This window comes from Comamonas humi, assembly GCF_054782535.1.
On record NZ_BAAGSH010000018.1, the window covers coordinates 416,660 to 433,589 of the forward strand.

At 69.0% G+C, this 16,930-nt stretch carries 19 protein-coding genes; 4 read left to right on the forward strand and 15 right to left on the reverse strand.

Features of this window, described 5'->3' with window-relative positions:
* Positions 1–76: 76 nt before the first annotated feature.
* Positions 77–220, reverse strand: a complete 144-nt coding sequence (locus ACYVKR_RS20015; RefSeq protein WP_460482716.1) for a hypothetical protein — start codon at positions 218–220, stop codon at positions 77–79.
* Between the two features lie 358 nt (positions 221–578).
* Here ACYVKR_RS20015 and ACYVKR_RS20020 point away from each other — a divergent pair, with 358 nt between their 5' ends.
* The 3 genes from ACYVKR_RS20020 (at position 579) to ACYVKR_RS20030 (ending at position 2,953) form a co-directional block, all read left to right on the forward strand.
* The gene (locus ACYVKR_RS20020) at positions 579–1,685 is read left to right on the forward strand and encodes a DUF4382 domain-containing protein (protein ID WP_460482764.1); all 1,107 of its coding nucleotides are present in this window, start codon (positions 579–581) and stop codon (positions 1,683–1,685) included.
* A 149-nt stretch (positions 1,686–1,834) separates the two neighbouring features.
* Entirely contained in the window at positions 1,835–2,167 is a 333-nt protein-coding gene (locus ACYVKR_RS20025; protein WP_460482717.1) for a four-helix bundle copper-binding protein, read from the forward strand.
* Positions 2,168–2,251: 84 nt separating this feature from the next.
* Positions 2,252–2,953 carry a DNA/RNA non-specific endonuclease gene (locus ACYVKR_RS20030; RefSeq protein ID WP_460482718.1) on the forward strand — a complete coding sequence of 234 codons (702 nt, stop codon included), beginning with the start codon at positions 2,252–2,254 and terminating at the stop codon, positions 2,951–2,953.
* 8 nt (positions 2,954–2,961) lie between these two features.
* On the opposite strand, the gene ACYVKR_RS20035 is transcribed toward ACYVKR_RS20030, so the two are convergent.
* Complete coding sequence (locus tag ACYVKR_RS20035; RefSeq protein ID WP_460482719.1) at positions 2,962–3,186, reverse strand: hypothetical protein; 225 nt, start codon at positions 3,184–3,186, stop codon at positions 2,962–2,964.
* 270 nt (positions 3,187–3,456) lie between these two features.
* On the opposite strand from ACYVKR_RS20035, the gene ACYVKR_RS20040 reads away from it, so the two are divergent.
* A complete protein-coding gene (locus tag ACYVKR_RS20040) occupies positions 3,457–3,900 on the forward strand; it encodes an SRPBCC family protein (RefSeq protein WP_460482720.1) in 444 nt (147 codons plus the stop codon).
* A gap of 57 nt (positions 3,901–3,957) precedes the next feature.
* Here the strand turns inward: ACYVKR_RS20040 and ACYVKR_RS20045 are convergent, their stop codons facing one another.
* From ACYVKR_RS20045 to ACYVKR_RS20105, 13 genes are all read right to left on the reverse strand, one after another.
* Positions 3,958–5,460: an AMP-binding protein gene (locus tag ACYVKR_RS20045; RefSeq protein ID WP_460482721.1), complete on the reverse strand. Its 1,503-nt coding sequence runs from the start codon at positions 5,458–5,460 to the stop codon at positions 3,958–3,960.
* Between the two features lie 39 nt (positions 5,461–5,499).
* Positions 5,500–6,672 (reverse strand): acyl-CoA dehydrogenase family protein, encoded by a 1,173-nt coding sequence (locus ACYVKR_RS20050; RefSeq protein ID WP_460482722.1) that lies wholly within the window; start codon positions 6,670–6,672, stop codon positions 5,500–5,502.
* A 20-nt stretch (positions 6,673–6,692) separates the two neighbouring features.
* Positions 6,693–7,664 carry a tripartite tricarboxylate transporter substrate binding protein gene (locus ACYVKR_RS20055; RefSeq protein WP_460482723.1) on the reverse strand — a complete coding sequence of 324 codons (972 nt, stop codon included), beginning with the start codon at positions 7,662–7,664 and terminating at the stop codon, positions 6,693–6,695.
* Positions 7,661–8,485: an enoyl-CoA hydratase/isomerase family protein gene (locus tag ACYVKR_RS20060; protein WP_460482724.1), complete on the reverse strand. Its 825-nt coding sequence runs from the start codon at positions 8,483–8,485 to the stop codon at positions 7,661–7,663. Before ACYVKR_RS20060 ends, ACYVKR_RS20055 begins: the two co-directional genes overlap by 4 nt.
* Position 8,486: 1 nt before the next feature.
* A complete protein-coding gene (locus ACYVKR_RS20065; protein WP_460482725.1) occupies positions 8,487–9,662 on the reverse strand; it encodes a CaiB/BaiF CoA transferase family protein in 1,176 nt (391 codons plus the stop codon).
* Position 9,663: 1 nt separating this feature from the next.
* Positions 9,664–10,653 (reverse strand): Bug family tripartite tricarboxylate transporter substrate binding protein, encoded by a 990-nt coding sequence (locus ACYVKR_RS20070; RefSeq protein WP_460482726.1) that lies wholly within the window; start codon positions 10,651–10,653, stop codon positions 9,664–9,666.
* 24 nt (positions 10,654–10,677) lie between these two features.
* A complete protein-coding gene (gene lpdA, locus ACYVKR_RS20075; RefSeq protein WP_460482727.1) occupies positions 10,678–12,096 on the reverse strand; it encodes a dihydrolipoyl dehydrogenase in 1,419 nt (472 codons plus the stop codon).
* The gene (locus tag ACYVKR_RS20080; protein ID WP_460482728.1) at positions 12,096–13,265 is read right to left on the reverse strand and encodes a dihydrolipoamide acetyltransferase family protein; all 1,170 of its coding nucleotides are present in this window, start codon (positions 13,263–13,265) and stop codon (positions 12,096–12,098) included. Before ACYVKR_RS20080 ends, lpdA begins: the two co-directional genes overlap by 1 nt.
* Positions 13,266–13,268: 3 nt before the next feature.
* On the reverse strand, positions 13,269–14,060 hold the full coding sequence (locus ACYVKR_RS20085; protein ID WP_460482729.1) for an enoyl-CoA hydratase/isomerase family protein: 792 nt from the start codon (positions 14,058–14,060) through the stop codon (positions 13,269–13,271).
* A 19-nt stretch (positions 14,061–14,079) separates the two neighbouring features.
* Entirely contained in the window at positions 14,080–15,057 is a 978-nt protein-coding gene (locus tag ACYVKR_RS20090; RefSeq protein ID WP_460482730.1) for an alpha-ketoacid dehydrogenase subunit beta, read from the reverse strand.
* Positions 15,054–16,037, reverse strand: a complete 984-nt coding sequence (locus tag ACYVKR_RS20095) for a thiamine pyrophosphate-dependent dehydrogenase E1 component subunit alpha (RefSeq protein WP_460482731.1) — start codon at positions 16,035–16,037, stop codon at positions 15,054–15,056. The genes ACYVKR_RS20090 and ACYVKR_RS20095 overlap by 4 nt, the downstream gene beginning before the upstream one ends.
* Positions 16,038–16,048: 11 nt before the next feature.
* Complete coding sequence (locus ACYVKR_RS20100; RefSeq protein ID WP_460482732.1) at positions 16,049–16,414, reverse strand: MaoC family dehydratase; 366 nt, start codon at positions 16,412–16,414, stop codon at positions 16,049–16,051.
* A gap of 118 nt (positions 16,415–16,532) precedes the next feature.
* Positions 16,533–16,925, reverse strand: a complete 393-nt coding sequence (locus ACYVKR_RS20105) for a hypothetical protein (protein WP_460482733.1) — start codon at positions 16,923–16,925, stop codon at positions 16,533–16,535.
* Positions 16,926–16,930 lie beyond the last annotated feature (5 nt).

Here is a 16,930-nt window from a genome sequence, read left to right on the forward strand (position 1 = left end):
ACGGCATGGACATGGGGAAGCCATGGGAGCTTCCAGCTTGCGGAAACGGCCGATGCGGGAAGGCCAGCCCTTGGCGTCAGCAGTTGCCTTTTTTCGCCTGTCCCGGCGGGCAGAAGTCGTTGCCGCGTCCGCCCTTGCGAGGCTCGACCGCCACGGGCGTGTATACGGCGCATCCCGCCAAAATCGAGACCAGGACCGCCAGGCCAATGAGTTTTTGCATGGTTCTATTTCTCTCGTGGGTTTCGCCGGAGTCTATCGCGCCACTTGCCCTTCCAAGGGGCTCCACGTAACCGACTTCACTCATTCGCAACCGCCATACACAGGCACCTACACAAAGTGCTTGTTCCTGAATGACAAGCAGCAAACGAAAGATACATAGAGAAACATTCGTCACGGATGGATGGCCTTTATTTGGCCCGCCGCGCACAGAATGGCGCCCCGCCTGCTGGGTCTTGGAGCGTACCGCCGGCGGTCACCCACACCAATACATAAAGAGGTCCGCCATGCCATCCCTGATGAACGCGCTTTCCCATTTTCCCCGCCCCCTGCGTCATGCAGTGGGGACTTCCAGCTTGCTGGTGCTTGCCGCCTGTGGCGGCGGCGGCGATGGCGGATCCAGCGGGACCGGCACGCTGCGGCTGGCGCTGACGGACGCGCCCAGTTGCGGCTATGACGCGGTGAATGTCACCGTCGAAAAGATCCGGGTCCACCAGAGCAGCACTGCCGGCGACAACGATGCGGGTTGGTCCGAATTCGTGCTGTCGCCCTCGCGCCGCGTGGATCTGCTGACGCTCACCAACGGCGTGCTGCTGGAACTGGGCCAGTGGCCCCTGTCCCCCGGCAAGTACACGCAGATGCGCCTGGTGCTGGCCACGAATGGCACGGCGCAGCCGATGGCGAACTCCGTGGTGCCCAGCGGCAAGGCCGAAGTGGCGCTCAAGACCCCCAGCGGCCAGCAGTCGGGGGTGAAGGCGAACATCGGCATCGACATCGCCGCCGGCAAGATGGCGGACTTCGTGCTGGACTTCGATGCCTGCAAGTCCGTGGTAACGGCGGGCCAGTCCGGCCAGTACCTGCTCAAGCCAGTGTTGTCGGTCATTCCCCGCTATATCTCCGGCGTGCAAGGCTATGTGGATGCCGGCGCGACCGCCACCGTCACACTGCAGCAAAACGGCGAGGTGGTTCGCGCCACCGTGCCGGACGCTTCCGGCCGCTACCTGCTACAGCCTGTGGCGCCCGGCTCGTACACCCTCGTCATGACGGCGCTGGGCCGCACCACGGCCGTGGTTACCCAGGTGCCGGTGACGACCGACGTGGTGACCGCGCTCGGCTCCGCCGCCGCGCCCGTGCCGCTGCCGCCTTCGCCCACCGGCACCGTGCAAGGCTCGGCCCCGGTGGATACGCTGGTGCGCGCCCTGCAGCCCACCACCCAGGCCGGCAGCGTGGAAGTGGCGGCGCGCAGCGTGGACGCCGTGACGAGCAGTTACCTGTTCACACTGCCCACGGCAGCTCCGCTGGTCGCGCCCTATGCCGTGGCTCCGGCACCGCTGGTCTTCACCGCCGACGCAGCCGCCGCAGGCAAGTACATCGCCCAGGCCCGCCTGGCAGGCTATCCGGACAAGCAGGCAGCACTGCCGACGCTGACGCCGGGCGCTACGCTGACTGCAGGCTTTACCTTTCCCTGAACTTGACCGAGGTGGACGCAGGCACACTCTCAGCAGTGCGCCCGCCCACCTGATCGGGCCGACAGGCAATGGGCCCGACGACCTACACCTGGCGGCGCGCCACGGCGTTGAAATGAATTGCTCCAACCACCTCAGCACTGGAGCACTCCATGAACCCGACCTACCCTTACCAGACCTGCATCGAGGCCTGCGACGCCTGTGCGGCCTCGTGCAATGCCTGCTTGTCCGCCTGCCTGCTGGAGGACGACGTGAAGATGCTGGCCCGCTGCATCTCGCTGGACATCGACTGCGCCGCGATGTGCCAGCTGGCGGCCGCCGCCATGGCCCGCAACAGCGAGATGGCCAAGCACCTCTGCCGGATATGCAGCGAAATCTGCCTGGCCTGTGCCAACGAGTGCGGCAAGCATGTCCACGAGCACTGCAAGCAATGCGCGGAGGAATGCCGCCGCTGCGCCAAGACCTGCCTGGAGATGGCCAACTGACCTGCAGCAGAAAGCTGCTGCTGAACAGCGCAGAGGCTGAGGCACCTGGGCGGCGGAGGGCCGAATCGCAACGACAATAGCCGCATGTTCAAGCCTGTTCTCGCGGCCAGTGCAGCCGCGCTTTCCTTCTCTGTTTCTGCGGCGGGCTTCGCTGATTGCCCCCGATTCTTTCCTGCCAAGCCGCCCACCGTTTCCGAGTTCGGCGCGCTGCGCGAACTTTGCTTCGATGAGTTCGCGGTGCTCCACTCCGGGGAAACGAAGACGCCGATCTATGTCGTGCAGCGGCTCAATGCCCGCATGCTCAAGGCCGGCCGCAACCTCAAGCGCAAGGACGACTTCTACCCGGAGGCACGCCTGCCTTTCCGGGAGCGTGCCCAGCTCGAAGACTACCGGCGCTCCGGCTTCAGCCGCGGGCACATGGCACCGGCGGGCGATATGTCCACACCGCAGGGCAAGGCCCAGACGTTCAGCCTGGCCAACATCGTGCCACAGGACGCTACGCACAACGGCGAAGCCTGGCAGCAGATCGAGAAAGATACGCGGAGCTACATCAGGCGCATCCGCGGCGACGTGTATGTCATCACGGGGCCGGTGTTCCGCAGCCCGTACCGGACGGTCGGCGGCGGCCAGGTGCGCGTGCCGGAGGCCATCTTCAAGCTCGTCTACGACTCGGCTACCGAAAAATCCTGGGTGTACTGGCAGCGAAACGCAGCAGACACCCGCGTGACGCCACCCATCAGCTATGCGGAGTTCGTGAACCGCACCGGCCTTCGCTTCCTGCCCTAGCCGCCCGGCTAGGCATCGCCTGATGGATCCTGCAGCAGGTCTTCCAACAGCGGCTGGGGCGGGCCGGTTGCATTGATGGCATGGACCACCCGCTCGATAGCATCAAGATCGCCAATGGCGACCGCCACCGATTCATCGACCCGGTTGCCGACAGCGCACCCCAGCAGGCCGATCGGGTTGCAGAATGCCAGGCGGGTCTGGGTATTGACCCAGGCAACATATTGGTTGGCCATGTACTCTTCCTTGCCTCTGATGAACCAGCTCCGGCTGGCAAAGCAGCCACGATATGGGGCTGCATGTCGCTCCCATGGCCGCCTCTGCCAAAGCCGCTCGTCTACACCCCATAGGTATCACATCGATCCGGCCCTGTCTATCGGATGATGGGCCGCGCCGCATAGACGCCAAGCCCAGCACCTCCGGCTTTCATGCGTGGCATCATGGGCAGCCGGGCTTCCCGCCGGGAAGGTCGAGCCCAGCCCATGCCCCCTCGCAAGGAGAAAGCCATGCCCAATACGATCCGCCTGCATCGCGTCATCCCCGCCAAGCCCGAGAAGCTCTATCGCGCCTTCGTCGAAGCGGATGCGATTGCCAGCTGGCTTCCGCCCTATGGCTTCACCTGCACCGTCCACGAACTGGACGCGAAGGTGGGGGGCAAGCACAGGATGTCGTTCCGCAATTTCACGACCGGCCACAGCCATTCCTTTGGCGGCACTTATCTGGAGCTTGTTCCCGGCAAGCGCCTTGTCTACACCGATAGCTTCGATGACCCCAACCTGCCGGGCGAGATGAAGGTCACGGTGGATCTGCGGGCCGTGTCGGTCGGCACCGAGGTGAACATCGAACAGCAGGGCGTGCCCGATGTGATACCGACCGAGGCCTGCTATCTAGGGTGGCAGGAATCCCTGCGCAAGCTCGCCGGGCTCGTGGAGCCCGAGATCAACCAATAAAGGCCCCGAAGGCTTGCACCAACGGCTCACGCCTCCGAAGGCATGGAGGCACCGGGATCAGCCAGGCAGCGCATACTGCTCCCGCAGTTGGCGCTTGAGCACCTTGCCCGAGGGATTGCGGGGCAAGGCCTGCGCAACGATCAGGCGCCTTGGCATCTTGAATCCACCCAGCTTGCCGGTGCAATGCTCCCGCAGCTGCTCCTGGCTCAGGCTGGCGCCCTCGCACAGCACCACCACCGCGGTCACGCACTCACCCCAGCGAGGGTCGGGAAGCCCGATCACCGCAGCCTCGGCCACCTGCGGCAGCTGGTACAGCACGCGCTCGACCTCGGATGAGGCGATGTTCTCGCCGCCGCTGATGATCATGTCCTTCTTGCGGTCGGTCAGGAACAGGAAGCCCTCCGCATCAAGGTGCCCCACGTCACCTGTGCGGAACCAGCCATCGACGAAGCAGGCCCGGGTTTTGGCCGGATCATGCCAATAGCCCTGGCTGACCTTCGGTCCACGCAGGCAGATCTCCCCGTTCTGGCCTGCCGCCAGAGGCTGGCCCGCATCGTCGAGGATCGCGACCTCGACATGGGCCAGCGCCCTGCCTGTGGAACCGATCTTTTCGATCTCGCGGCCGGCCTCCATCATGGTGTCGCCCGAGCAGGATTCGGTCAGGCCATAGGCATCGATATACCTCGCCCGCGGAAACAGCGAGCCAAACTCGCGGATACGCTCTTCCGGCGTGCGCTCGCCGCCGCCTATGAGCCAGCGCAGGCTGGACAGGTCGAAGCGCCCGCGCTCGGGCAGCGCCAGGCAGCGGTTCAGCATCACCGGTGCCATCCAGCCGCCGGTGATGCGTTCGCGCGCTATCAATGCCAGCGTCGCCTCGGCGTCGAAATCGCGCTCCACCGCAAGCAGGCCGCCCATCTGCCATACCGCCACACCGGGCAGGTCGAAGGCGCCCACGTGGTACAGCGGCCCCACGACCAGCAGGCGCTCCTGGCCCGACAGGCCCAGCGCGGCCACATGGTCCATGCACTTCCAGGCCATGTTGCCGAAGCTGTGCATCACGCCCTTGGGCCGGTCCGTCGTGCCCGAGGTATACATCAGCCGGTAGAGATCATCGGGCCGCCGGTGGACCGGTGCGCACAGCGGGGCAATGCCCGCGTGTTCGCCGAGCGCACGGCTATCGCGCTGCGCCGCGTCGCCCAGCAGGATGGCAGGCACACGCTTGCCTGCCGCGGCCTCGAACTCCGCATCGGCAAACAGCAGCTTCACACCCGCATGGTCGAGGATGTAGTCCACCTCCTCGGCGCCCAGCCGGTAGTTGATGGGCAGCAGCACGCCGCCCGCGTGGGTGACGGCCAGCGCGAGTTCCAGGAAGGCCGCGCTGTTCTTCATCAGCAGGGCCACCACGTCGCCCGGGCCTATGCCACGGCCGGCCATCAGGCCGGCAGCCTGCTCCACGCGCGCCTGCAACCCGCCGAACGAAATGCGCTGCCCCTGGTAGATGAGCGCGTCGCGCGTGGGCTCGGTGCGAGCCCACCAGGCCACACTGGCAGTGATGGACATGTTCGTCTCCTTCCTTCGCTGAATGGCTGCGTGAAGCGCCTAGTACGACCGAGGCATGCCCAGCTCGTGCATCGCCACATAATTGAGCAGCATCTCCTCGGACACCGGCGCAAAGCGGAACAGGCGCGCATCGCGCCACAGACGCTCGACGTGGTATTCCTTGGCGTAGCCCATGCCACCCATGGTCTGCATGGCGCGCTCGGTCGCGCGGGCCACGGCCTGCGCGGCGATCAGCTTGGCCGCGTTGGCCTCGTTGCTGTAGGGCAGCTCGGCATCGAAATTGGTGGCGGCCTTGTGGTTGAGCAGGCGGGCCGATTCGATCTCCACATGGCACTGCGCCAGCGGAAACTGCAGGCCCTGGTAGCTGCTGATGGCCCGTTCGCCGAACACCTTGCGGTCATTGGCGTACTGCACGGCCAGCTTGATGGCCAGCTCGCCCGCCCCTACCAGACCGGCCGTGGTCACCATGCGCTCGGTGTTGAGCACGTCGAGCAGCTCACGCCAGCCGCCGTGCAGCGTGCCGATCAGCTCGTCGGCTTCGACGCGCACGTTGTCGAAGAACACGCTGCTCGAATCCAGCGTGCAGGTGCCCAGCTTGTCGATGGGGGTGTGCGTCAGCCCCTCGCGCTGCACGTCGATCATGAACATGCTCAGGCCGTCGGTGCGCGAGCGGGATTCGGCCAGCTTCCTGGTGCGGGCGATCACCAGCATCTTCTGCGCCGAGGCCACACCGGTGATCCAGATCTTGCGGCCGCTCAGGCGCCAGCCTTCGCCATCTGCGGAGGCAAAGGTCTTGATCTCCAGCGTATTGGTGCCGGCGTCCGGTTCGGTCAGCGCCATGCAGCAATTGATCTCGCCATTGATGATGCCGGGCAGGACCTCGCGCTTCATGCGCTCACTGCCAAAACGCGAGATCGACACGCCGCCGAAGATCGGGTTGATCATGAACAGCTGCCCCACCGTGGAGCCGCCACCGGTGGCCGCCAGCGCCTCCACGATCAGCGACATCTCCATCATGCCCAGGCCACTGCCGCCCTGCTCCTCGGGCAAGGCCACGCCGCAGAGGCCGGCCTCGCATACCGCCTTCCAGTAGTCGGTGGGAAACTGCTTGCGGGCGTCGAGGTCGCGCCAGTACTCCAGGCCGAAGCGCTCGCCGATCTGGCGTGCCGTATCGACCATCATGCGCTGCTCGTCGTTCAGTCGAAAGTCCATGCAATGCTCCTTGGTGGCGGCTAGTCCGCCGTGATGTGGTTGGCCTGGATCACTTTTCTCCAGTTCGCTATCTCGCCGTCCAGGCGCTGGCGCGCGGCGGCGGGCGTATCGGCAATCGGCTCCAGGCCCTGCTCGCGCAGCCAGGCGGCCATTGCAGGGGCTCTCAGGATGGCGACGAACTCACGGTTCAGCCGCTCGACCACCGGCCGCGGCGTTTTGGCGGGCACGAACACGCCATACCAGACCGAGGCATCGAATCCCTTCACCCCGGCCTCGGCCACCGTGCCCATCTCGGGCCACAGGCTGCTGCGCGCGCCGGTAGTGAGCGCCAGGGCGCGCAGCTTGCCGGACTCGGCGTACTTGCGGGCGGTGGCAAGCGGGTCGAGGATCAACTGCACATCGCCGGCCATCGCCGCGGTCAGCGCCAGGCTCGCGCCCTTGAACGGCACATGCACCACGTCCATGCCGGCCGCGGACTTCAGGTACTCGGTCGTCAGGTGGATGGAACTGCCGATACCGGGCGTGCCGTAGTTGAGCTTGCCTGGCCTGGCCTTCGCATAGGCGATCAGCTCGGCCATGGTCTTGACCGGCAGCTCGTTGTTCACCAGCACTGCAAACGGCCCGGCGACAGCCGTGGTCACCGCGGCCAGGTCGCGCTGCACGTCGTAGGACAGCCGGGGCTTGAGCGCAGGGTCCACCGCAATGGCGCCGCTATGCAGCAGGACCGTGCTGCCGTCGGCATCACCGCGCACCGCGGCCTCGGTGCCCACAGAACCGCCGGCCCCGGCGCGGTTCTCGACAATTACCGTGCGATCGATGCGCGCAGCCAGGTCCTGCGCCAGCTTGCGGCCCAGGATGTCGGAGGTGCCACCCGGCGAGAACGGCACGATGATCTTCACGATCTTGCCCGCCGGCGGCAGGTCATCGGCGGCCTGGGCCGCAGCCATGCCCATCAGGCCGCACAGGGCCAGGGCGAAAAATGAACGCATCATGCGGGGTCTCCTTGGGAAGTGTTTGGGGCTGCCGCGTCCAGCCCGGGGAATGCCAGGGGCTCGCGGGCGAGAAAGCGACGCACGGCGTCGCGGTGGTAGTCGCTGTCCATGCACAGGCCCTGGGCGTAGCTCTCCAGCTCGGCCATGGCGCGCTGATCCAGCTGAAAGCTCTGGTTCAGGATGTTCTTGGTCAGGCCTATCGCCAGCGGCGAGGCCTCGGTGAAGCGCTGTGCCAGCGCGAGCGCCTCGGCCAGCAAGTCCCCGGGCTCGTGCAGCGCATAGACGATGCCCAAAGCCTGTGCCTCGGCCGCCGGCAGCACGCGCGCGCTGAACATCAGCTCCTTGGCGCGCTGCAGCCCCACGATGCGCGGCAGCAGGTACATGGCCGCCATGTCCGGCACCAGGCCGATGCGTGCGAACACCTGGCAGAAGCGCGCTCGCGGCGTGGCCAGCACGAAGTCGGACAGCAGCGCCAGGCTGAAGCCGCCTCCGAAAGCCGAGCCGTCGACCGCGGCGATCACCGGCTTTTCCAGATTGGCCCAGGCCGGCAGCCATTCGTGCAGCGCGTGGATGCGCTGGCGCGACTGGCAGGCCGTGCGCGGCTTGGCGCTCATGGCGCGCAGGTCGCCGCCGGCACAGAAATGGTCGCCCGCGCCCTGCAGCACCACGGCCCGCACCGCCTCGTCCTCGCGCAGCTGTTGCAACAGCTGCGGCAGCTCGCGGCGCATGGTTTCGTCCAGCGCATTGCGGGCCCCGGGGCGGTCGAGCGTGACCAGGGCCACGCCGCCATGCCGTTCACAGCGGAGGGTCTGCCAGTCCATGTCAGCCTCCCTGCACCGCAGCACCCAGGGACAGCAGGCGCTCGCAGGCCACCGCGTCCAGGCCCGCCTCGCGCAGCACGGCCCGCGTGTGTTCGCCGATGGACGGTGCCGGCGCACTGGTGGCGCCCTGCAGCAGCCCCGGCATGCGCACCGCCGGCAGGCGGCCGACCTGACCCAGGTCGGTGTCGGCGAAGATGCCCTGGGCCTGGGTCTGCGGATGGGCGCGGAAGCTGTCGTAGTCCTGCACCTGCTGCGCGATCAGGTCGGCCGCATGCAGCAGCGGCAGCCAGTGGGCCACCGGCTGCTCGGCCAGCGCGGCGGCGATCACCGTGCGCAGCCTGTCCTGGTTCTCGAAGCGGGCCTGCGGGCTGCCAAAGCCCGGCTGTTGCAGCAGCGCCTCCTGCCCGATCAGCCTCATCAGGTCGATCACCTGCTGGTCGCGCATCGCGCTCAGCGCGATGTAGCCATCGGCGCAGCGGTAGATGCCAATGGCGGCGAACAGCTCGCGGGCGATGGTGCCGCCGCTCGCCTGGTGCTCGGCGAACTTGTAGCCCTGCACGGCCGCAATGCAGTGCATCAGCGACAGGTCCACATGCTGGCCTTCACCAGTGCGGCCACGCTGCACCAGGGCGGCCAGCACTGCCTGGCTCAGGTAGATGCCGGTCACCACGTCCACCAGCGAGATCCGCACCCGGATCGGCTGCACCATGTCGTTGGCGGCGAACGACAGCCCGCTGAAGGCCTGCACCGCCGCATCGGTGGCCGGCCGGTCGGCATAGGGCCCGGTGCGCCCGAAGCCGGTGACCGAGGCGTAGACAATGCGGGGCTGGATGCGGCGCACGCGCTCGTAGTCCAGGCCCAGGCGCTGCATGACGCCGGGGCGGTTGCTCTCGATCATCACGTCCGCGTCGGCGATCAGGCGGCGCGCCGCCTCCAGCGCCTCGGGCTGCTTGAGGTCCAGCGCCAGCCCGCGCTTGCCGCGGTTGAAGGTGCCGTAGAGCACGCTGGAGCCGTTGCGCTTCACGCCCAGCCCACGCAGCCAGTCGCCGGAGGGTGGCTCGATCTTGACCACGTCGGCGCCCATCTCCGCCATCAGGCAGGCGCCGTGCGGCGCGGCGATGCCCTGGCTGAAATCCAGTACCTTGATGCCCTGCAGGGCCTGTTGCAATGCCTGCATCTCAGTCCGCCTTGATGCCGGCATCGGCGATCACCTTGCGCCAGCGCCCGGTGTCCTCGGTGATCCACTGGCGCAGCGCCTCGGGGCTGGAACCGCCGGGCACGATGGCCTGGGCCGCCAGGCGCGTGCGCATCTCGGGCTCGGCCAGGACGGCCAGCAGCTCCCGGTTCAGCCGCTCGATCGCTGCGGCGGGCGTGCCGGCGGGCGCCAGCACCGCGTACCAGCCCAGCGACTGGAAGCCGGCCACGCCCGCTTCCGCAATGGTCGGCAGCCCAGGCGCCAGCGGCGTGCGCTGTGCGGAGGTGACGCCCAGCAGCCTCAGCCGGTCGTTGTGCAGGTGGGGCAGCACCGAGCCCAGCGAGCTGAACGCCACGTCCACCTGGCCGCCGATCAGGTCGTTGAGCGCCGGCGCCTCGCCCTTGTAGGGGATGTGCGCGAGCTGCAGGCCGGTGCGGCGCTTGAACAGCTCCATCGTCAGGTGCGCCGTGGTGGCGTTGCCGGCCGAGGCATAGCTCAGCTGGCCCGGCCTGCTGCGCGCCAGCGCCATGAAGGCCTGCAGGTCCGTGGCCTGCACGCGCGAACTGGCCACCAGGGCCAGCGGGAAGCTAGCCACCTGCGCCACCGGGGCGAAGTCGCGCAGCGTGTCGTACGGCAGCTTGGGGTACAGCACCGGATTGACGCTGGCCACGCCCTGGTACACCAGCACCAGGTGGTAGCCGTCGGCTGGCGAACGGGCCGCCGCGGACATGCCGATCGTCCCTCCGCCGCCGGGCCGGTTGTCGACCACCACCTGCTGGCCCAGCCGGGTGGACAGGCCGCTGGCCAACATGCGCGCCAGCGCATCGGTCAGGCCGCCGGCCGCGATGGGCGCGATCAGCTGCAGCGGCCGCTCGGGCCAGCGTTCCTGCGCCGCAGCCAGGCCCGGCAGGCAGCCGGCCAGGGCCAGTTCCAGGCAGGTGCGGCGGCGGATGGAAAACGGGTCAGTTGCCATGGATTGCCTCCTCTTGCATGCCCGTCAGATGTGCAGCGGGCGTCCCCAGGCTGCCAGCACCGATTCGTGCATCGCCTCGGACAGCGTGGGATGGGGAAAGATGGTTTCGATCAGCTCGGCCTCGGTGGCCTCGAGCGTGCGCGCCAGCGTGAAGCCGTGGATCAGCTCCGTGGCCTCGGCGCCCACCAGGTGCGCGCCCAGCAGCTCGCCGGTCTGCGCGTCAAAGATGGTCTTGGCGAAGCCGCTCGCCTCGCCGATGGCGATGGCCTTGCCGTTGGCCTCCAGCGGAAAGCTGCCGACCTTGAGCCGCCGGCCCGTGGCCCGGGCCTGCGCCTCGGTCAGGCCCACGCTGGCGCTCGGCGGGTGGCTGTAGACGCAGGCAGGCACGGTCAGCACCGGCGGTGCCTCGCCCGCGTGCAGGCCGGCGATGCGTTCGGCGCACAGCAGGCCCTGGTGGCTGGCCCGGTGCGCCAGCATGGGCGCGCCGGTCACGTCACCGACCGCATGGATGCCAGGCTCGGCCGTGGTGCCCCAGCCGTCGACAGCGATCTGGCCACGCTCGACCTGCACGCGCGTGCCCTCCAGCCCCAGTCCTTCGGTGTTGCCGATAAGGCCGATGGCCACGAGCACACGCTCGGCCTGCACGCCTGCTTCGCCCTGGGCGGTCTGCAGTTGCACGGCCACGCCATCCTGGACGAGCTGGGCGCCGGACACAGCTGCACCCGTGTGCAAGTGAATCCCATCCTTGGCGACGGCCTGCCGCACAAAGGCCGCCACATCGGCATCGCTGCTCGGCAGCAGCTGGGATTGCGCCTCCACCACGGTCACTTCGGTACCCATGGCCGCATAGAACGATGCGAACTCCATGCCGATGGCGCCGGCGCCGATCACCAGCAAGGACCGCGGCGCCGCCTTGGCCACCAGCGCGTCGTGGTAGCTCCACACCCGTTCGCCATCGAACGGCAGGCCGGGCAGCTCGCGGGCACGGGCGCCGATGGCCAGGATCACATCCTTGGCCTGCAGCACCTGGCTGCCGCCATCGGCAGCTGTGACGCGCAGCTGGCGCATGCCATCCGCCAATGGTTCCAGGCGGGCCGCGCCCATAAACACCGGCACCTTGGCCTTCTTCAGCAGGTGCGCAACGCCGCCGCCCAGCCGCTGCGCCACCTGGCGCGAGCGCGCAACCAGCTTTGCAAAGTCCACCTGTGGCTGGGCCACCTCGATGCCCAGTTCGCCGGCGTGTGCAATGCGCCGCAGCGTGTCGGCCGCATGCAGCAGGGCCTTGGTGGGGATGCAGCCCCAGTTCAGGCAGATGCCGCCCAGGTGCTCGCGCTCGACCAGGGCCACGCGCTGGCCGAGTTGCGCGCAGCGCAGCGCTGCCACATAGCCGCCGGGGCCGCCGCCGATGACGATCACGTCGAAAGTCTTGGCCTGCTTTGCCATCACGCCACCAGCAAGGCCAGGGGGTTTTCGAGCAGGCCGGTGATGCGCTTGAGCAGCCCCAGCGCCGACACGCCATCCAGCACGCGGTGGTCCGCCGACAGCACCAGGCCCATCTCCCGGCGCAGCCGGGGCTTGCCCTTCTTGCCGGGCCGAAAGACTTCGCGTACCGCGCCCACGCCCAGGATCATGGCCTGGCCGGGGTTGATGATGGAGCTCATGTAGGTCACGCCGTGCATGCCGGCGTTGGACACGGTGATCGCGCCACCGGCCATCTCGGCCGCGGTCAGCCGGCCGGCCTTGGCCCGCTCGGCCGCATCGCGCGCGGCCCGGGCGGTGGCCGCCAGCGGTTGCGCCCCCACGTTGCGCAGCACCGGCACCAGCAGGCCGCGCTCGGTATCCACCGCCATGCCGACGTCGCTGTGCGCGAACGAGCGTATGCCCGCATCGGTCCAGACACGGTTGAGCTGCGGCATCTCGGCCAGCGCCCGCCCCACCGCCGCAAGCAGGAAATGGTTGAGCGTGAATGCCTGGCCCTCCTGCGCGGCATTCAGCCGCGCACGCAGCTCCAGCAGCTGGCTGACCTCGGCCTCCACCGCCAGGTAGAAATGCGGCACCTGCTGCTTGGCCTCGGTCAGCCGCCGGGCCACGGTCTGCTCCAGCGCCGTGGGCGGGCGCAGATCGCCGGCCTGCGATTCGGGCTGCGGGCATGCAGCGGCAGCCATGGCAGGGGCCTGGGCCTCGGGCAGGTCGCGCGCCCGGATGCGGCCGCGCGGCCCCGAGCCCGCCAACTGCGATAGATCGATGCCGCGCTGCGCCGCCAGCCGCCGGGCCAGCGGCGTCACCGGCACGCGCGCCGTGGAGGCAGGTGTGGCGGGTGTGGCGGCCGTTGCAAGCGCTTGTGCCGGACCGCCGGCGGGCGGCCCGCCCTCCCGGCCATCGTCCCAGTAGCCGATCACCGCGCCGCAGGGCAAGGTCGCCCCGGCCTCGGCCGTGGTCTCCAGCAGCACGCCATCGGCCTCGGCGCCGATCTCGTTCGCGGCCTTCTCCGACTCGATCACGAACAGGCCCTGCTCCACCCGGAAGGTTTCGCCCGGCCGCACCATCCATTCCACCAGCACGCCCTCGGACATGGTCAATCCGAGCTTGGGCACCAAGAGTTCGCGGCGCATGGCTTATTTCCCGCTGAACTGGGCCGCGCGCTTGGCGAGGAAGGCGCCGCAGCCCTCGTGCGCGTCGCGGCTGTCCAGCACCAGGCCGATCATGGCCTGCTCGTGCGCCAATGCGGCACCCAGCGGCATCTCGGCGCCGTCGCGCAGCGTGCGCTTGAGCAGCTTCAGCGTCAGCGGCGACTTCTGCGCGATCTGCTGCGCCAGCGCCATGGCCTCGCCCATGAGCTGCTCGCGCGGCACGGCGCGGTTGCACAGGCCCAGGTCGACCGCCTCGGCGGCGGTGATCTGGCCGCCGGTGAACATCAGCTCCTTGGCGCGGCACAGCGGCACCTGGCGGATCAGGCGCTGCGAGCCGCCCGCGCCGGGAAACAGGCCGAGGTTGATCTCGGGCAGGCCCAGCTTCGCCTCCTGCGCCACCAGGCGGATGTCGAGCGTCAGCAGCAGCTCGGTGCCGCCGCCCAGGGCCCAGCCGTTGATGGCGCCCACCGTGGGCTTGTCGCACAGCTCGAAGCGGCGGAACACGCGGTGGATCACCTCGGCGAACTCCTGGTAGTGCGCCAGGCCCTGGCGGCTGTCGAGGTCGGCGATGTCGCCGCCGGCCACGAAGGCCTTGTCGCCGGCGCCGGTGATGACGATGGCGCGCACGCCCGCGTCGCGCTCCAGCTCGCCCAACGCGGACTCCAGCGCCAGCAGCGTGGGAATGTCGAGCGCATTCAGCGTCTTCGGGCGGTTGATGGTCAGCACGCCGACGGCGCCGGTGCGCTCGCACAGGATGGGGTGGGTGGCTTCGGACATTTCGGGTCTCCTCGGGTTTTCAGGCCAGCGCACGGCGCACGGCGTCGATCACGCGCTGCGCCGTCACGGCGTAGCCCTGCTCCAGCGAACTGGCGAACGGTGGCGGCATGAAGGGCGCGGCCACGCGCAGCACGGGGGCATCGAGCTCATCGAAGCCCTCGTCGGCCACGGTGGCCACGATCTCGGCGCCCACGCCGAAGGCCTGCACGGCCTCGTGCACCACCACCATGCGATGGGTGCGCGCCAGCGACTGCAGCACCGCGGCCTTGTCCCAGGGCTGGAGCGAGCGCAGGTCCAGCACCTCGGCCTCGATGCCCTCGCCGGCCAGCTGCTGCGCGGCCTGCAGGCAGACCGGCACGGCGGCGCCGTAGCAGACCAGGCTCACGTCGCGGCCGGGCCGGGCGATGCGGGCCTCGCCGATGCGCGCCGGCTGCGCGGTATCGACCGGGCCCTTGGCCGCGTACATGGCCTTGTGCTCGACGAAGACCACCGGGTCGGGGTCGGCGATGGCGGCGCGCAGCAGCGCATAGGCGTCCTGCGGGTTCGACGGGCAGACCACCTTCAGCCCCGGCACGTGGGCCAGCCAGGCTTCCAGGCACTGCGAGTGCTGCGGCCCGGCGCTCAGCCCGCCGCCATGGGGCGTGCGCAGCACCAACGGCACCGAGCCCTGGCCGCCGAACATGTAGCGCGCCTTGGCCGCCTGGTTGACCAGCGCGTCCATGGCCAGCGTGACGAAGTCCATGAACATGATCTCGACCACCGGCTTGAGCCCGGTCAGCGCCATGCCCACGGCGGCCGACGCGATGCTGGCCTCGGAGATGGGCGTGTCGATCACGCGCTGCGGGCCAAAGGCCTCGAGCAGGCCGCGCGTGGCCTTGAACGAGCCGCCGGCGGCGGCGATGTCCTCGCCCAGCAGCACCACGGATTCGTCCTGCTGCATGCTGTCGCGCAGCGCCTGGTTGATGGCGCCCACGGTTCTCATTTCTGCGGCGCTCATGCGCGAGCCTCCTGGTGCGGGGTGTAGACGTCGGCCACGGCGGCCTCGAAGGCGGGCAAGGCATCGGCGCGCGCGGCCTCGATGGCCGTCTCGATCTGCGCCGCGGTGCGCGCGTCCAGCGCGTCGATGTCGGCCGCAGCGGCGCCTGCCGCCAGCAGGGCCTGGCGCGCGCGCGCCAGCGGGTCGTGCGCGTCGAGGCCGCTGATCTCGCCGGCATCGCGGTACTTCTGGGCGTCGCCCTCGAAGTGGCCGCGCACGCGGTGCGTCACGCACTCGAGCACGCTGGGGCCCTGCCCGGCGCGCAGGCGCTCGGCCACCTGGGCCGCGGCCTCGGCCACGGCCTGCACGTCGTTGCCGTCGACCTGCTGGTAGTGCACGCCAAAGGCGGCGGCCAGCGCGGACAGCCTGGCCGCGAACTGGCGCTCGGTGGGCGAGAACTCGGACCAGCCGTTGTTCTCGCACACCAGCAGCAGCGGGCTGCGGTACAGCGCGGCCATGTTCAGGGTCTCGTGCAGCACGCCCTCGGCCATCGCGCCGTCGCCGAAGAAGGCCACGGCCATGCCCTGGGTGCCGCGGATGGCATGCGCCATCGCGCTGCCCAGCGCGATCGGGATGCCCGCGCCCACGATGCCGTTCGCGCCGAGAATGCCCAGGCCGAGGTCGGCCACGTGCATGGAGCCGCCCCGGCCCTGGCACAGCCCGCCCGCGCGGCCCATGATCTCCTTGAAGAAGCCGCCCACGTCCATGCCGCGCGCCAGCACATGGCCGTGGCCGCGGTGCGTGGTGGCCAGCGTGTCCTGCGGCTGCATGGCGCTGGCCACGCCGGCGGCCACGGCCTCCTGGCCGATGCTCAGGTGGATGAAGCCGGGCACCTCGCTGTTGGCGAAGAGGCGTGTGAGCGCCTGCTCCACCTGGCGGATCAGCGCCATGCGCCCATAGAGCGCGAGCAGTTCGGCGGTCGTCTGGTCTTGGCTGGACATGCTGGTCTCCTTCAGGCCGCCACGCGGATCTGGCCGTTCAGCCGGTCCGCGCCGTCGGGGCCGCGCACCCACACGGCGTAGCCGCCATCGGCCTGGCGCTCGCCTCCGGCCGTCAGCAGCTCGCCCACGCGCACCGGCTTGACGAAACGGATGTCGAGGTCCAGGTCGTCGAACACCCGCGCCGGCAGGCTCTGCTGCACCGATTGCCACAGCAGGCAGATCGACATGGTGCCGTGCGCGATCACGCCCTGCATCGGCGTGGCGGCGGCGAACACCGGGTCGATGTGGATGGGGTTGAAGTCGTCGGTCAGCACGCCGTAGGCGCGGATGGCGTCCATGGTCACGGCCAGCGTGGCCGGCGCCAGCACGGACGGCAAGGCATCTGGTTCAAAAAGCGGAGCGCCTGGCGCTTGTCTATTGTTCATTTCAATGCCTTTTGATATGGATATCGTTTACTGATGAGCGCGAGCAGCTATCTTTTTTAAATAGCCCGGATCAGGCCGCCCAGATCAGGCTCAGCTGCGCATCGAACAGCGGGCGCCCGCCCTCGCCAATGCCCACGGCCCGCAGCTCGACATAGCGGCGTTCGCGCCGGATCTCCTTGTGCTCGCAGGACATGACGGTGCGGATGCTCTCGCCCAGCCGCGGCGTGCCGGCCAGGCGCATGCGCTGGCGCGCGTGCATGTTGCCCGGCGGGCGCGGCGTGACGACGTTGAGGTAGGCGCGCATCATCATCACCACGGCCATGCTCGCGGCCTCGGCCGGGCCGCCGCCCGCCCCGGCGCCGAAGATGCTCTGCCAGCCCTGGGCCAGCGCGGGCTCGAAGGGCAGCACGATCTCGCCGATGGCGGCGCCGGGCACGAAGTCTTCGTACAACATAGGCTTCATGGTGG

Excerpts from the sequence above, each read along its gene's own strand:
- ACYVKR_RS20015 (WP_460482716.1), bottom strand. The coding sequence starts at position 220 with ATGCAAAAACTCATTGGCCTGGCGGTCCTGGTCTCGATTTTGGCGGGA.
- ACYVKR_RS20025 (WP_460482717.1), top strand. The coding sequence starts at position 1,835 with ATGAACCCGACCTACCCTTACCAGACCTGCATCGAGGCCTGCGACGCC.
- ACYVKR_RS20030 (WP_460482718.1), top strand. The coding sequence starts at position 2,252 with ATGTTCAAGCCTGTTCTCGCGGCCAGTGCAGCCGCGCTTTCCTTCTCT.
- ACYVKR_RS20035 (WP_460482719.1), bottom strand. The coding sequence starts at position 3,186 with ATGGCCAACCAATATGTTGCCTGGGTCAATACCCAGACCCGCCTGGCA.
- ACYVKR_RS20040 (WP_460482720.1), top strand. The coding sequence starts at position 3,457 with ATGCCCAATACGATCCGCCTGCATCGCGTCATCCCCGCCAAGCCCGAG.
- ACYVKR_RS20045 (WP_460482721.1), bottom strand. The coding sequence starts at position 5,460 with ATGTCCATCACTGCCAGTGTGGCCTGGTGGGCTCGCACCGAGCCCACG.
- ACYVKR_RS20050 (WP_460482722.1), bottom strand. The coding sequence starts at position 6,672 with ATGGACTTTCGACTGAACGACGAGCAGCGCATGATGGTCGATACGGCA.
- ACYVKR_RS20055 (WP_460482723.1), bottom strand. The coding sequence starts at position 7,664 with ATGATGCGTTCATTTTTCGCCCTGGCCCTGTGCGGCCTGATGGGCATG.
- ACYVKR_RS20060 (WP_460482724.1), bottom strand. The coding sequence starts at position 8,485 with ATGGACTGGCAGACCCTCCGCTGTGAACGGCATGGCGGCGTGGCCCTG.
- ACYVKR_RS20065 (WP_460482725.1), bottom strand. The coding sequence starts at position 9,662 with ATGCAGGCATTGCAACAGGCCCTGCAGGGCATCAAGGTACTGGATTTC.
- ACYVKR_RS20070 (WP_460482726.1), bottom strand. The coding sequence starts at position 10,653 with ATGGCAACTGACCCGTTTTCCATCCGCCGCCGCACCTGCCTGGAACTG.
- lpdA (WP_460482727.1), bottom strand. The coding sequence starts at position 12,096 with ATGGCAAAGCAGGCCAAGACTTTCGACGTGATCGTCATCGGCGGCGGC.
- ACYVKR_RS20080 (WP_460482728.1), bottom strand. The coding sequence starts at position 13,265 with ATGCGCCGCGAACTCTTGGTGCCCAAGCTCGGATTGACCATGTCCGAG.
- ACYVKR_RS20085 (WP_460482729.1), bottom strand. The coding sequence starts at position 14,060 with ATGTCCGAAGCCACCCACCCCATCCTGTGCGAGCGCACCGGCGCCGTC.
- ACYVKR_RS20090 (WP_460482730.1), bottom strand. The coding sequence starts at position 15,057 with ATGAGCGCCGCAGAAATGAGAACCGTGGGCGCCATCAACCAGGCGCTG.
- ACYVKR_RS20095 (WP_460482731.1), bottom strand. The coding sequence starts at position 16,037 with ATGTCCAGCCAAGACCAGACGACCGCCGAACTGCTCGCGCTCTATGGG.
- ACYVKR_RS20105 (WP_460482733.1), bottom strand. The coding sequence starts at position 16,925 with ATGAAGCCTATGTTGTACGAAGACTTCGTGCCCGGCGCCGCCATCGGC.